Here is a 15,988-nt window from a genome sequence, read left to right as displayed (position 1 = left end):
TATTATCGGCTTAAAGCACTGGTACATTATTCAACATAGAGGTCAAAAACTTGGATTCTTTTGCAAAAACTCATTTTTCGTTAATGTAGAGACGGGATATGACGCGTTTGAACAAAAAAATGGATTTTGTGTCCTCAATTTTGATTAATGTACTAATGCTTTGGGCTTAACACTAGATGTCACCTGGTTAATCCAACCAACGTATTCTGTTTGTACATTTTCAAATCTAGCTGCGCTCATCCAATCATCAATACTCTCAGCAGCATAGAATAAGGTGGGGCAGATTAAAAAGTATGCCTTTGCCCAGTGCTCTATGTTATGAATGATAAACTGTGCTGACTTGCTGTTCATGGATGAATGTCGAGGACACGCAGCCGCTACTAGTTATGGAAAATGGGTAAGGTTTGAGGATCCCCTCTCGCCCCTCAAACCTTACCCACTCGCTAAACACCAGTGATGAAATTCACAACAAAAAGTTTTCAGCAATCACAGCATTTTTGAAGCTGACTTCAACCTGAAATTGTTTGCCAAGAGCTTCACTAAATTCTAACTGAATGATATAGTCTGCTTCCCTTGCAGTAACTTCCTGACTTTCTGACTCACAGGTATTCGGATTCAGAGTGATTTTCAACTTCAAACCAGATGGTAGATATTCCTCATTGCGATGTTCCTCACAACAAGGAGCAACTTGTACAAGCACATCAACTTCATTATTTTCCAACCTTTTCAAATTGACAATTAAAGCTACTGATTGACCATTTAGTAATAATCCAAAATCTAATTTTTTAGCTCCAGAAGAATGATAATATACTGAATGGCTTCTTGCATATCCCCAAGCATAGTTACTATCAAGTGTCTTCCAAAGGTTTTTGCTAGATTGCCAACCTCCTTCAAAAACTTCACGTCCCCAATTGGTTAGGTTGACTAATGCTTTATTAGCAATGCTCGTATCCGGAGTAAGATTTTGTATCTCTGTATTATTGACTTCAACTATTGATGGTAAAGAAATAGCTGTTGAAGACAAGAAACGCAAGTATAACAAGAGATTGTTTACTTCAGGATCGTACCAGGAGAGTGGTAGCTCATAAGAATTGTCAGAAGTTGCTTCTAAATTAATTGATTGGCAATATTCAATGAGTTGATCGTAACGCAAAAAACCATGAATACTTAATTGTTCTGCCTCTTCCAAGACTTCAAGCAATACATAAAAATGAGCAGCCCTTTTTGGTACAGTTACATAATCATCAATCAAGTTATCTACAGTAATTAAGCAGAGATGAAAATCACCAAGACTAAGATAACAAACCCCAGCGAGCGCATTGATACTATTGGGCTGAAATATCGAACAATTATCTCGATTAATTTTGATATCCGGAACTCGTTCTCTCAGCCATTTTTCAAAACCAAGTAGCGCTAGTGTATTTAAATAAATTTTCCACTGGTGTGCTTCATCTAAATTTTGGTCGCTATTTTCTTTGGCTGACTCAAAATGTTCTGTTTCCAAGTAAATAACTTCTGGTGACAATTTCCGTCTCCTATATTCTGAACAAACAGAAACGTTAATCATATCTTAACTCCTCAAGTAGTAGTAGACTCTGATAAAAAAAAGTGGATATTTTCTGATAAAAAATTTAATCATGCTACGTGATTGAGTGAATGATTGAGGTAGCGGCGTATCATTTGAGCAAATAAACTGTTTCTTATCTGTTTTTTTCCGCTTAAGACTTCTGCATATGCATCGTTGAATGTTTTCTTCAAGACATAATCTCGAATTGATTCAGCAACATTTGTTAGAAGAGCGGGATCGCTATTAATTGTGGTTGGCAGTAGTGGTGTAGTTTTTTTGAGAATTGTGTCAAGGAATTTTTCCTCTGTTCGATATTGAACCTTCCTGAGAAGGTCTTCTAAGACAAAAATGCGTCTGACTTTAGACCAAGGTATCTCCCATAGTTTAGCAATATCTCCTAATGTTTTATTCTCTTGGTAGTAAAGTTGTAAACCTTCATGGAATCGTTGAGCAAAACTTTTATATCCTTTACTTTTTGCTAAGTATTCAATATGCCGTGCAATAACTTCCGCTATGACTTCAGATAAAATCTGTTCAAACAAAGCATTACAATTCTCGTGTAATTGGTCTATTTCAATCTCCTCTAGGTCGGGATCGTGATAGTCTAATTCTAGATTGGGAACATAATGATTAGTTGAGTTATCATATACCTCTAAAGGTATGGTTTTAGGGCTACCTATCCTCCTGGAAAGCGTATCTTGTCGTAAGATTTCTGCAATTCTTTTGAAATGACACATGAGTTCTCTTGAAGAACTAACGGTAATATTTCGTTGCTGCAATAAATCGCGCATTTCTTGCAACTGCCTTGGTGTTGGTTCAGAACAACGTCCTTTTTTGTCTGAGTTACGTCTGTCTCGACGATAGACTGCATAAAAAACTTCGACAATTTCACGATCTCCTTTTTGAAGACGGGGTTCTAGGGAACGAGGAATATGTCTACATAGTAGCGCCCAATCACTGGGAGTTCGTACTCCGAATTCCCATAAAAATGACTTTAAATGTTGATTTTGTTGCGTTAGCCTCCAAATCCAATTATCTAAGCTTTCACTAGAATTTAAGTTTGGATTAAATCTTCGCAAAATTTCAACGCTAAAATATTCTCCTCCTTTAGCTATTGGTCGAGTTGTGTCATCTTGATTCAAGATAAGTTGATTTTGACCTTCATTATCCAAAATCACTAGTTCTCTACCATCGTCATTTAAAACGAACGGAAGCAGATCGATATAGCTGAAAGGCTTTTCAACTTCAGATTGACCGGTGTGAGGAATTTTTTTACAAGTCATGAGAATTTTCTGAGATACATAGCATCTCAAACAAAGCCCAGCAAGAGCGCGATCGCGTATATCGGAAGCTGAGTAAAACAGCTTCCACACAATCGCTTGAATGTGTCTGCTTTCTTCTGACGATAATGTAGGTTGGTTGGCTAATTTAGAAAAATGTATCCTAAAAAACTCCTGTGCAGGAAGAATTGGTTTGGCCTTGTAGCCTCCTTTTAGCTTATTATTGCGTACTATAGGAGAATCAATTATCTGCATTGTCCAGTATCTTGACGGAACCATCATAGTTTTTAAAGTTACCTTGCTTCTCATCAAATGTGACATCAACAGCGAAGCTATTTACCAGAGATCGTTTTTATCAATGTTCTGGAGAGCTACATAATATATATATGTTTCGGTTTTTTGAACTTATACAGATGCTATAGCAATCCTATTTGAGATCCAAACAAGGGAGACAAGGAAGACAAGGGAGACAAGGAGGACAAGCAAGAGGTGTTTGTAAATCATTTAGGACTGCTATACTAACAGTTGTATTGTAAAAACAGTTGTCAAGTCATTGGTTGTGTTTAGGACTTACGCACTGTACAAATGAACCATTATATGAGTCAAGGAAGAAAGGTCGTTTCAGACTTGTAGGGGCGCAAGGCCTTGCGCCCCTGTAGTAGGTGATGATGGTTCTCAGGTGTTAAAAAATCAAACGTTGAAGCGCTAAAAATGCTCACACATATCTGATGTTTTTTGTCAATACGTAAGTCCTAGTGTTGTAAAAACAGATGAGCGCAGGTAGTAAAAATATACTAAAAATTATGTCTCCCTCGCAGGACGTAATGCTTCCCTAAAGTTTTGTTGCAATTCTTCTTTAAAACCGCATAAGTTGCATTTGCTTGAACCTACTTAAAGAAAATGGTGATGGGGTTGGTGAACTAGCCTAGGGTAGTGGTTTATGGAAATATGGGTAAACTTGGAGTTTGGTGACGGGAACTTTGAGCACGGGTTTAGTAACATCAATCTTAAGGTGACGGTGCCAACCGCACAGCATAACATTACACAACTAGAAGTGCAATTACCTCCAGATGCGGAAATTCCAGGTTTTTATGAACGTTGGAAAAAACAATACTACTTGTTACTGAACCACTCCAGAGGTCGTTTTAAAGATAACCAAGTTACGAATCTATCCAAAACAGATTGTTATGATTCATCTGTGTATTTACGCAATCAACTTCATCAGTGGCTTCGCTCTATTCAGTTAAAATTAGAACAAGTACTGCCACAAGACCCCCAACCAGAAATTCGTTTGGTTATCCATACTGAGAAAATTGCATCTCTAGCAACCAAGGACATCTTACATCGACTACCCTGGCAGGAATGGAATTTTTTTGCTCAAAAGTTCTCTTATGAGGCGGCTGTTTGTTTTCAATCTTCTGTTGCAAGTACTATCGCATCTAAAGAATCATTGACTGCTGGTAAAATTAGAAGAGCTAGGATTCTTAGTATTTTTGGAGATAGTACCAACATTGATACCAGTGCAGATCGAGAATTGCTTGAAAAATTGAAGAAACGAGCCGCAGAATTAATAGTTCTTACAGAACCAAATCGTTCAGACTTTAAAGCCCTCTGGGAAGAACCCTGCGACATTTTATTTTTTGCTGGTCACAGCGAAACTAAAAATGATGGTCAAATAGGTGTCATAAATATTAATCGTAATGATAGTTTAAGTTTGGGAGAAATCAAAAACACACTAAAAACAGCAATTAATAAAGGTTTAAAATTAGCTATTTTCAATTCTTGTGATGGTCTGGGTTTAGCAAGACAATTGGCAAGCTTAAATCTGCCCTACATTATTGTCTGGCGTGAAGAAGTACCAGATAAATTGGCACAAAAGTTTCTCCAATATTTTTTAAATTCTTTTTCCCAAGGTGAATCTTTATTTAATTCAGTTCGACAAGCAAGAGATAAGTTGCAAGAACTTGCAGACGACCAAGATATTGCAAAACAGTTACCAGGAGTTAGTTGGTTGCCAATTATCTGTCAAAATACCACTCTCGCTCCACCAAGTTGGGAAGATTTGGGAGGACTGTCTGGGGAACTTCCTGATGGTCCTTATCAAGGTTTATCTGCGTTTCGTCAGGAAAATGCAGATTTCTTTTTTGGTAGGGAGAAGTTTATTGCTTCTTTAGTGGAAGCAGTCAACAGCAACCCGCTTGTACCTGTCATTGGTGCTTCTGGGAGTGGGAAGTCGTCTTTGGTATTTGCAGGGTTGATTCCGCGTTTACAAGAGTCTCTTAATGTAGAGATAGTCAGTTTTCGTCCGGGGAAGAATCCTTTTGATGCTTTGGCTGCGGCGTTAAATCCTCTTTGTCAGTCGCTGGTACGACAGCAGCAAGAGGATGTAGGAGAAAATGCTCGCTTTTCAATAGAAATTAATTTAAAAGAACACTTAGAGTTAGATAATACAAGATTATACTATTATATTAATAATATTGCCAGATTTTTGGGATATCAGCGTTTAGTGTTGGTGGCTGACCAGTTTGAAGAACTTTACACTCTAGCAACAGAAGCAGAGCGTCAACCTTTTTTAGATGCGTTGTTGTATGTTGTAAAATTTGGGAGAAGGTTTACGTTGGTGCTAACGCTACGAGCGGATTTTCTCAGAAATTCACTCGATTATCAACCTTTTGGTGAGGCTTTGCAGCGATATGCACCATTATTATTGACCCCGATGAACTCTGAAGAATTACGAGATGCCATCAAAAAGCCTGCAGCCAAAATGAAGGTGGAATTAGAGTCGGGGTTAACTAGTAGATTAATTAATGACCTTGGGAATCAACTCGGTCGTTTACCAATGCTTGAATTTGCTCTGACACAGTTATGGTCTAAACAGAAGAATTGGTATCTGACACATGAGGCTTATGAAGAAATTGGTGGTTTAGAGAAAGCTTTGGCTAACTATGCAGATGATGTATTGAACCCGCTATCTGGGGCGGATAAAGAAAAAGCACAAAGGGTATTTATTCAGTTAGTGCGTCCGGGGGAAGGAACAGAGGATACTAAGCGTGTAGCTACTCGCCACGAGGTGGGACAAGAAAATTGGGATTTAGTCAAACGCTTGGCGGATGCACGTTTAGTGGTGACTGGGTGGGATGAAATTGAGAAAATAGAAACAGTAGAAATTGTCCATGAAGCATTGATTCGGGAATGGGGAACTTTGCGGGAGTGGATCGAATCCAATCGTGAGTTTCGCATTTGGCAAGAAAGATTAAAACCAGACGTGCAAGAATGGCTAGAGCTGAATAAGAACCGTCAAGCAGAAGCATTATTGCAAGGAACTCGTCTGGCTGTAGCACAAGAATGGTACGAGCAACGCAGAGAACAACTCACACAATCCGAGCAAAACTTTATTACCGCTAGCATTACACGTCAACAACAGGTACTAAGCCAAAACAGACGCAGACAGCAAGTTATTATGTCAGGTCTCACTGGTGGTTTGGTAGTCACCTTAATACTTGCTCTTCTAGCATGGTGGCAATGGCAGAATGCACGGTTGAATGAAATCAAAGCGACTAGTGTATCGAGCCAAGCACTTTTGATATCATCTCAGGATTTTGATGCGCTGATAGAAAGTTTGAAGGCATTGAAAAAACTGAATAAAACTCCTTTATTTTCGGCATTTTATCAACCTCAGGAAAAAGCCGCCCTTCAACAGAAACTTAACATTTTATTACAAGAGGCACTTTACAAAGTAACAGAACGCAATCAATTGGAAAGACATACAGATGAAGTCACAGACGTAAGTTTCAGCCCGCTTGGTAATACGATCGCTACTGCCAGTAAAGACAAAACCGTTAAACTCTGGAGTTTAGATGGAAAAGAGATCGAAACCCTTTCAGGACATCAAGATTTAGTACAAAGCGTCAGATTTAGCCCAAAAGATCGGATAATTGCCACAGCCAGTTGGGACGGAACCGTCAAACTTTGGACAACTGAAGGTCAATTAATGACTACCCTCACTGGTCATAATACAAAAGTGAATAGTGTAAGTTTTAGTCCTGACGAAAAGACTATCGCTAGCGCTGATGCCAAGGGATATATCAAACTCTGGACAATTGATGGTCAATTAATCAAAACCTTTAAGGGACATGAAAAGTCTATCTTGAACCTGAGCTTCAGTCCTAATGGTCATACTCTTGCTACCGCCAGCCAAGATAACACAGTGAAACTCTGGAATCGCGATGGGAAAGAACTACAAAGTTTCACTGGCGATCGTGGACATAAAGATTGGGTTTGGAGCGTCAATTTCAGTCCTGATGGTGAAAAAATTGCTACTGCTAGTCGAGATGGAACTGTAAAACTCTGGAGCATTGAGGGACGGGAAATAAAAACCTTAGATGCTCATAAAGAAGCAACTAGCGTTAGTTTCAGTCCTGATGGTCAGAAAATTGTTACAGTCGGTAGTGACCAAACCATCAAAATTTGGAACAAATCAGGTTCCCATCTCCAAACTTTGAGGGGACATAAAGATTGTATCTGGAGCATCAGTTTCAGTCCTGACAGCAAAATCATAGCCACTGCTAGCAAGGATGGCACTGCCAAACTCTGGCAATTAAAAGGGAAGAAACATCAAATCCAACAGGTGCATAATGGTGCGATTTATAGCCTGAGTTTTAGCCCAGATGGCTCCGAATATGCCACTGCTAGTCAAGATAAAACTGCCAAACTTTGGCGGCGCGATGGTGAATTAATCAAAACTCTTAAATTGGATGATAGTAGCAATGATACATGGTTTACTCACATTAATTTTAGCCCTAATGGAAAAATAATTGCTACTGCGACTGCTGATGGGAATGTGATACTTTGGAATCATCTGGGAGAGAAAATTAAAGCTTTCAAGGCGCACAATCAAAAATGGATCTGGCAAGTGAGTTTTAGCCCGGATGGCAAGACTTTTGCTACTGCCGGTCATGACGGTCTTGTCAAACTCTGGAACTTAAATGGAGATCGACTCCAAACCCTAACAGTACATACAAAAGATGACGATGAAGATGGGGAAGGGGTGAATAGCGTCAGTTTTAGCCCTGATGGCAAAACTATTGCCACCGCAGGTTGGGACAAAACTGTCAAACTTTGGACAAGAGAAGGTAAACTCATCAAAATTCTGAACGAGCATCTTGATGGAGTTCATAGTGTTAGTTTCAGTCCGCTTGGTAATACGATCGCTACTGCCAGTGAGGATAGAACTGTTAAACTTTGGACAACTGAAGGTCAATTCATTAGGACTATCAAAGGGCATAATGCTGGAGTCTTCCGTGTCAGATTTAGCCCGGATGGCAAAACAATTGCTACTGCTAGTAAGGATAAGACTGTTAAACTCTGGAGTCTTGACGCTCGGGAACTGAAAACTTACTTCGGACACGATGATTCCGTCTGGAGCCTAAATTTTAGCCCAGATGCTACTCACCTTGCTTCAGGTGACAACACCGGAAAATTAATTCTATGGAATTTGGGCTTGGAGTCAAATCAGCTACTAGCTGATGGTTGTCATTGGGTAGGTGATTTTTTGAAAAACAATCCCAATGTCACTCAGAGCGATCGCCGTCTGTGTGATGGAATTGGGACTCCGTAGCTTGAAGTAACGCAGTGGCTCCCCTTAAAAAAAAGCTACGGTTTACACACAAGATGGATTTACCCCCCTTAGTCCCCCCTTGCAAAGGGGGGAAATTGAATTTCCGGTTCCCTCCCCTTTCCAAGGGGAGGGTTAGGGTGGGGTAAAACTCACGCTAAAATCTCCGTTTATTAAGTATTTCAGACTTCTGTATACACCGTAGCCTTAAAAAGGGGGACGAGTAGAAGTATTTCCCCCCTTTTTAAGGGAGGCTAAGGGGATCTAAATAAAATCTGATACTTTTTAAAAAACATCCTATGACAGAGTTTCACTATTTGATTTGATATCCAGCAAACTCATTGAGGTACTCAAAAATAGAAGTACCTCTTTCATCCCTATTATCCTTATCAAAAAGCAGCATTTCTGCAGTTGCTCTTGGACCACGCAGATGAGAAGCTGCTATAAGTCCAGAAGTGGTGATGGCTATTCCTCTAGTGCTTTTTCCAAGATATTGTTCCACAGACCGTCCATTCTGTTGAAGTTCAGCTTTGAGACGGCTCCACTGCAACGCAAAAGCCTGATTAATAGCTTTTTCTTGTACATTATTCTTATTATTCAAAAAATCTTCCTTATTCCTAATGTCATCTTTTCCTGTCCATCTTCCCCGCCAATAGTTCCTGTCGGCACCATTGCCATAGTAAACATCAGCTTGGTAGTATCCAAGGTCAATTAATAAAGCCTCTCCAAATTGATACTTACCGATAAAACCCCATTGGTTCTTAGTATTATCATAGGATGGATTTTGTTCTCCTGTTTCCCTTTGTGCAAGTTTATACTTAAACTGTGAGAAATTTCCTCGTTCCCCAGACTTTTGCTTGCTTTGTGCAACATAATAATCGTTATTTTTAAAGGCGCTGTAGGCGTAGCTAGATTTAAGTGATAAAAATGTTACACTTAAAGACGAACACACCACTAGTCCGATAGCAGAAAATTTGCTGATTGTTCGTGTAAGTGATGTTTTTTTAAGCAATTGAGTCATGAAACTTTGTTGCAAATCAGATTTGATGCTCATAGGAATGTTTTTTTGATGGTGTGATGTTCTTTTGAGCAGAAGGAGGAACCCAAGCTAATTGCTGGTTTTTCCTGCTTCTACTTTTAGATAGACGCAAATCCAATCGACTTATACACTTGTATAACCCCAATGGAAGTTTAGTCACATTTTGCATTAAACCTAAGCGATTAGAAGTTGCACGACGGTGGCACGCCCGCTTTGCAGCGGTGCGGGAGATCCCCGCACTATCGTGTCTCCTTAACGGAAGACAACAGCTTAATTAGCATCATGACAGATGGAATAACCATTGTTAGAAAAATCATTTGAAGGAGATTCTAAGCCATCTTGATTCTGTGCTTGCTGATTGGAGATAGCTTGTTTGTAAGGCTCTCGGAGATCAGAGGGAAGTTCATCAGGTGTCAACACCCGTTCTGTAACAACGGTTGTAGCAATCGCTTGTCGTTCACCCGGTGTTGAGCCGATTTTCTCCTTAGCGTTTTTGACTTGTGCGATCGCATTTCTAATGTCAGACTGCATTACTAGGCGCGCATTACCTTTTCTGGTAACTGCTTGAGAAGCAGCTAACTTCACTACATTCAAAATATCTCCCCCCGCCAGTCCAAGTGACTCTTGTGCCAGCCACTCTGAGGTAATATTATCAGCACGGGGAACTTCTTCTGGTAATAGATACTGCCACAGTTTTACCAGACAACATTCATCCGGCAGTTCAAATTCAATGTGAGCTAGAATTCGCCGCACAAAAGCACCATCGTAATTGCTGGCGAGGTTAGTCGCAAAAATTACCACTCCATCAAACTTATCCAACTCTAGCAGCATCACTGAACGACTCACATTGACTCCATGGTCAGCACTTTGGGTGACATTTGTCAAGCGTTTGCCAAGGATGGAATCTGCCTCATCAAAGAACAGAATAGCATTTGTTTCGCTAGCCTTTCTAAAGGCAGCAGTGATATTCTTTGGTGTTTCGCCGACATATTTAGACTCAATTTCAGCATAGTTCACTTTAATGATTTGTTTGTCGAGGTAGTGCGCGATCGCTTCTGCACAAAACGTTTTTCCTGTTCCGGGGGGACCATACATATTAATTGCTACTCGGCGACCTTGAGGGTCAATCTTTTTCAGATTCCATTCGTGATACAACACGTCATGATACAGAATGCGGTTGAGCGCAGTCTCAATTCGCTCACGAACAATTGTTGACAGAATTAGGTCATCAATCTTGCGCTTTGGGGCTTCAGGAATGAACATTTCCAATCGTGCCATCTCCGGCATTTCTAAATTAGAAGCATTGACAGTAGAATTCTCTTCAGTTACCTTATCTTTCGATATTGTTAATTCTGATTTTGCTGATTCTATCGTCCATCCTGTCGGCATATACTACCTCATTGAATTTGATTAATGATATTTCTGTAGGCATAATTTATGCGTTGCAGTTCTTTGCTGAAATCTGCATATTCGATTTGGTCAAGCTCATAGTTTTTAGATAGAAAGTCGGTCTATCTCACATTTTCATTAGGAAAGACCGACTCCCAAATCACTGCAATAACTCATTTACCTATGCTTGGTGGCGTCTAGCAAGATGCTCATCAAGAAGTAAGAGTTTAACTAACTGGCTAACACCATTTCCTGTTTGCGAATCTCGGTAACATCCTTTTGAAAAGATGACTGCTGTTGGCGCAAGAAAGTTTTGCGTACATCTTCAGGCAAATCATCCCAAGAAACTTCTTGCTCTGTCCTGATTTCTTTGACAGGGGGCTTGTTGTTGTAACCGGAGTTTTCTATCACCCAAGAAGTAACTTGTTGAACCCAAGTATTCGATGTCTGGCGGTTCAATTCTACAACCTGCTTTAGTAAGTACTGGCTTACCTTGTTCCAGGCTTCTTTAACGGTACGACGGACACTGGTAACAACATTATCAATGCGAGAGAAAGCCTTACGTACATAGGGAGCAATCGTCGGAAGATGGCGTTCAAACCAAGGAAATACGTTTTTCTCACCCCATTCGAGAATGCGATGCCAAAAAACTACAGTAGCTGTAGCAGCCAGTGCTAGACCAATTGCGCCTATGAGCAAACCTGTAATTGGGTCCATGATTTAAGCCTCTTGTGGATAAAGTTTAAAGGTAAGGGTGTCCGCACCAGAGAGAAGGCGTTTCTCGCGCACATCTGCAACAAGATAATCCCAAGGCACTTCTTCTTCTACTTTGACCACTGTCGGTTTGTCGTTCTTGAGCCATAATATTTCAACTAGGCGATTGTAAGAGCGAGTTGGTAGCGGCTCGTACAGCACCTTAACTGCGATCACGAGTTCTTTTGCAAACGTAGCTAACTGCTTGGCTTGATCGTCAAGCACGCCGTCTAGCAGTAACCGGGGGTCAGCTTCGTCGCAAAGAATGTGTGTCGTTCCCAAACAAACAGGAAGTGGTTTTTGAAAGTTGTCTCGAAGAAACTTAGCAATAATCAGATAGACCTTACGCTTTTCTCGCAAATCGATGTCTGTTTCACTGTCCAGAAACAGTTCGGGCAAACTTTCTGCCAACTGCTTGAATTTTTCGGGTGCTTGTGCAAACGTAGCTCGCATAAATTGCCAAGTATGCTTTAATACCCGTCCGTCAACTGGGTTCTCTATTTGATTTCTCATGTGTTTTTCCTCTTAGCTGTAGAAATAGTTTTCCATGGTTGAGTGAGTCACGAAGCTTAGTAAATTAAACAGGGCTTCACGCGAAAACTTAGATTTTTTGACTATTGGTAAACCCAAAAGCAGTATAGATGACCTTTAAACTGGAAATGCTTTGTTCTTGAGATACAACTTTTCCAAACTTCTGTTTGTTAGTCATTGGTTAAGTAATGGCGAGCGAAAAAAGTCAAAACAAGCAAGTAAAGTATATCAATATTATTGAGAAGGTAATAGCTTGTTTTTTTCCTTCTACTTGTAAATAGGTTCAAGTTCAATCGACCTATACACTTGCATGAGACAAATAAAAGTTGACTCCTTAGAAACTCATGTTAAATCCCTTATATATCAAGGCTTTTGGAAAATTGTGTTTCTTTCACATTTCATAGGGGCGATTGCTTCCGACATGCTTTGCGACACTCGTAAGAGGCTCATATCTGAACACAAGCAATGACCTCACCATGCCAGTTTGCTCAAAATAACGCGTTTCCTTTTAACAGTAATACCTGTTTTAGTACAGATATATTAATACATCGTGTAGAGCCATTTTCAGCAGCAGGTTGAAGAATTTCAAAAATCCCCTTAGAGGATGTTTGAAAAGTTGTTTGTTGTCATTTTAATCACATTATTACCCCCCTTAGTCCCCCCTTGTAAAGGGGGGAAATTAAGAGAAATTTAGTTCCCTCCCCTTTATAAGGGGAGGGTTAGGGTGGGGTGATCGATTATGACTTTTAAAACATCCTCTAAACAAGGGTTAAACTCTGTTCCCTTTAAATACTACTTGGTTAATATTTTCAAATAGTAGAGATGCGTTATGGCGCATCTCTAAGCGAAAATATTCATAGAGTAATTTCGTTTTATGCGATCGCTATTGTCTGTTCTTCTGTCCTCAGCATAGCTGTTATTTCCCAATGATAAATACATTTATCCTCACCTACTTGTAAGGGTTTACTTTATAAGTTGTTTACAAAGTTTTATAGAGAGTAAAGGTAATTTAGTGTGTCAAAGGCTTATGCTTGGGAAACTTAAGTCGAGCTTTACGTAAGTCTATAGGGATATTAAATTTAATGTTTTAATAAAGTTCTGTTGAGAGAATTTTCTCGTATTGTAATTTGATATGTGGATGTAAACTTTAAAACCATATTAAACCAGGGTTACGTTCTGCAAATCACTTAGCAGTAACATCTATTGGCATCTAAGTAGCTTGAATGTTTTAAAAGCACATACACAGGGTAAAAATTAAGTTTCTACTGAGAAACGCCAAAACTGCACCACCAGTCCTCTCTTCAATCGCTTAAAATCCCCAAGAAAACCTGCCTTGAATTCTCTAACAAAGGTATCTATTACGTTTTGTAATAGGTAAAAATCCCTGATTTGTATAATATTGATTATTTCTATAAGGGTACCTGACGTGTGGTGCTAACACAGTTTGCTGGTATAATAGGTATCCTTTTTCTAGTGCAGAAGGTATTTTGTCACTGTGTTTTAGGTTTTTGTAAATTAGATCTTTCAAAGGCTTGCATAGTTTACGCATCCACATAACCCTATAGAAAGTCAAGCTCTCAAGGCTAGAGTTAGTATTGTTTCTCTTCAAAGCGTTCGAAGGTTGTTCATGACTTCTCACACCATTAATCCAACATCAAAGAACAGTTTATTAACCACACTGCTGAAACTTAGAAACCGTCACTTGTTCATTTGCGATATCATTATTTTCTCTGTGACGCCATTGTTAGCTCTGCTTTTGTGTTTGGATGGCAATTTTGATATCGCTACTTACGTATCAGAGCTAGCACTAGTAACCACACTGTTTTTATGCGCCAAAATTAGTGTATTTTGGAGTTTTGGTTTTTACAGGCGTTATTGGCGTTACGCCAGTATTGAAGAATTAATAGATATAGCCATACTTATGGCAGTTGCAGTAGGGAGCCAAACCTTGCTATTTAATGTTTTGGTTTACGCAAACTTAATGAGCGATGGAGTCCCGCACTTGCTACCATTAATCGATGGTATGCTTTCGTTTGTTTTGATTGTGGCACTGCGTTTTAGTATTAGGGTTGTGGAAAGAGCTAGTCTGTGGCGTGCAAGCATCAATCCACGAGAACGAGTGTTGATAGTTGGTGCAGGTAGTGCAGGGGTTTCTCTGGTAGAAGAAATGCAGCGCAATCCCCAACTGGGTTTTTATCCTGTTGCCTTCATTGATGATGACTCTAAAAAATTACACGCAAGAATTCGAGGTATTCCTGTAGTAGGCGATCGCACCGGAATTCCTGATACAGTCAAAGCTCTTGATATCCATAAGGTTATCATTGCCATGCCCACGGTACCAGGACAAGTCATGCGAGAAATCGTAGATATTTGTAAAGCAACAGGAATTCAAACAAGTACTTTACCTGGGATACATGAAATCTTAAATGGTCGCGTGCGAGTAGATAGTATTCGAGATGTCAGGATCGAAGATTTGCTCAGACGCGAACCCGTACAGACAGATATCGAGAGAGTGTATCAATTTCTTCAAGGCAAAAAAGTACTGATTACGGGAGCAGGTGGGTCTATTGGTAGCGAGCTTTGCCGTCAAATCTTTAAATCGGGACCTGCTGAAATGATTCTTGTAGGACATGGAGAAAATTCTGTCTTCAACATTCAACAAGAACTTGAACAGGCTGTCCAATTCATTAAAAACGACAACAACGAACAAAGACGTACTTCTCGTGTTTTTGCTTTCATAGCTGATATTCGCTTTCAAGAACGTCTGAAACAGGCTTTCGAGAAATTCCAACCAGATGTCGTTTTTCATGCTGCAGCACACAAACATGTCCCTTTAATGGAATTAAATCCAGCAGAAGCAATTACTAACAACGTGATTGGAACGAAAAATTTGCTGGACTTGGCACTACAATATGACGTCAAACATTTTGTCATGATTTCTACAGACAAGGCGGTTAACCCTACTAATGTCATGGGGGCTAGCAAGAGAACTGCTGAGATGTTAGTACTGCAAGCAGCAAGAGAAAGTGGCAAATCTTATGTTGCGGTTCGTTTTGGTAACGTTTTAGGTAGTCGTGGAAGTGTTGTACCTACATTTACAAAACAAATTGCAGGTGGCGGTCCAGTAACAGTGACTCATCCTGACATCTGCCGTTATTTCATGACTATCCCAGAAGCTGTTCAACTTGTTTTGCAAGCTGCAGTGCTTGGTAGAAGTGGTGAAGTGTTGATGATGAATATGGGCGAACCTGTCAAAATTGTGGATTTAGCTAAAGAACTCATTCACCTTTCTGGGTATGAAGTTAATAAAGACATTGACATTGTATTTACAGGTTTGCGTCCTGGAGAAAAGCTATATGAGGAATTATTTATTCAAGGAGAAGAGTACGAACCAACACAACATAAGAAATTGTTTGTCGTGAAAAATGCCAGTCGTATTCTTCCAGAATATTTAGGAGTTTACATAGAATATTTGTGTAAGGCAGCAAATCATAATGATGTGAATTCAATCTTGTTGTGGCTGGAGAAACTTGTACCCGGTTACAAACCTCAATCCTTACAAATTGCTCAAACATTGGATGTTGGTAACAATAGTGGTTACATCACAAATTCAAATGTTGATTGTTTGGTAAACTTAAGGACATAAAATGCAGAAAATAATCAGAAATCAGTGATTTAGGAATACAATAGGACTATGATTTGATTTCTGAAATATATGTAGGTGGGGTAATGCTACCAAAAACTTCATGTGGTAAGCTTTAGTCCCCTATCTACAGTCCTTCAAATTTTTACACATCATTTAGAATTTATGAAAA

General features: G+C 39.6%; 9 protein-coding genes. 2 read left to right on the top strand and 7 right to left on the bottom strand.

The window, feature by feature from the left end; genetic code table 11:
• Positions 1 to 144 precede the first annotated feature (144 nt).
• From F7734_RS65965 to F7734_RS05965, 3 genes are all read right to left on the bottom strand, one after another.
• The gene (locus tag F7734_RS65965; protein WP_347566137.1) at positions 145 to 351 is read right to left on the bottom strand and encodes a hypothetical protein; all 207 of its coding nucleotides are present in this window, start codon (positions 349 to 351) and stop codon (positions 145 to 147) included.
• Between the two features lie 112 nt (positions 352 to 463).
• The gene (locus F7734_RS05970; RefSeq protein ID WP_155743817.1) at positions 464 to 1,567 is read right to left on the bottom strand and encodes a DUF1822 family protein; all 1,104 of its coding nucleotides are present in this window, start codon (positions 1,565 to 1,567) and stop codon (positions 464 to 466) included.
• 68 nt (positions 1,568 to 1,635) lie between these two features.
• Positions 1,636 to 3,129 carry a hypothetical protein gene (locus tag F7734_RS05965; RefSeq protein WP_155743816.1) on the bottom strand — a complete coding sequence of 498 codons (1,494 nt, stop codon included), beginning with the start codon at positions 3,127 to 3,129 and terminating at the stop codon, positions 1,636 to 1,638.
• Positions 3,130 to 3,787: 658 nt separating this feature from the next.
• Here F7734_RS05965 and F7734_RS05960 point away from each other — a divergent pair.
• Positions 3,788 to 8,464 (top strand): AAA family ATPase, encoded by a 4,677-nt coding sequence (locus F7734_RS05960; RefSeq protein WP_155743815.1) that lies wholly within the window; start codon positions 3,788 to 3,790, stop codon positions 8,462 to 8,464.
• 310 nt (positions 8,465 to 8,774) lie between these two features.
• On the opposite strand, the gene F7734_RS05955 is transcribed toward F7734_RS05960, so the two are convergent.
• From F7734_RS05955 to F7734_RS05940, 4 genes are all read right to left on the bottom strand, one after another.
• Complete coding sequence (locus F7734_RS05955; RefSeq protein WP_155743814.1) at positions 8,775 to 9,515, bottom strand: hypothetical protein; 741 nt, start codon at positions 9,513 to 9,515, stop codon at positions 8,775 to 8,777.
• 255 nt (positions 9,516 to 9,770) lie between these two features.
• The gene (locus F7734_RS05950) at positions 9,771 to 10,889 is read right to left on the bottom strand and encodes an ATP-binding protein (RefSeq protein WP_155743813.1); all 1,119 of its coding nucleotides are present in this window, start codon (positions 10,887 to 10,889) and stop codon (positions 9,771 to 9,773) included.
• Between the two features lie 231 nt (positions 10,890 to 11,120).
• A complete protein-coding gene (locus F7734_RS05945; RefSeq protein ID WP_155743812.1) occupies positions 11,121 to 11,606 on the bottom strand; it encodes a hypothetical protein in 486 nt (161 codons plus the stop codon).
• A gap of 3 nt (positions 11,607 to 11,609) precedes the next feature.
• Positions 11,610 to 12,155, bottom strand: a complete 546-nt coding sequence (locus F7734_RS05940) for a hypothetical protein (RefSeq protein ID WP_155743811.1) — start codon at positions 12,153 to 12,155, stop codon at positions 11,610 to 11,612.
• Positions 12,156 to 13,800: 1,645 nt separating this feature from the next.
• Between F7734_RS05940 and F7734_RS05935 the strand changes: the two genes are divergently transcribed.
• The gene (locus F7734_RS05935; protein ID WP_155743810.1) at positions 13,801 to 15,819 is read left to right on the top strand and encodes a nucleoside-diphosphate sugar epimerase/dehydratase; all 2,019 of its coding nucleotides are present in this window, start codon (positions 13,801 to 13,803) and stop codon (positions 15,817 to 15,819) included.
• Positions 15,820 to 15,988 lie beyond the last annotated feature (169 nt).

The sequence above is a fragment of the Scytonema sp. UIC 10036 genome (assembly GCF_009725235.1).
This window is presented reverse-complemented; position numbering and strand designations above follow the sequence as displayed.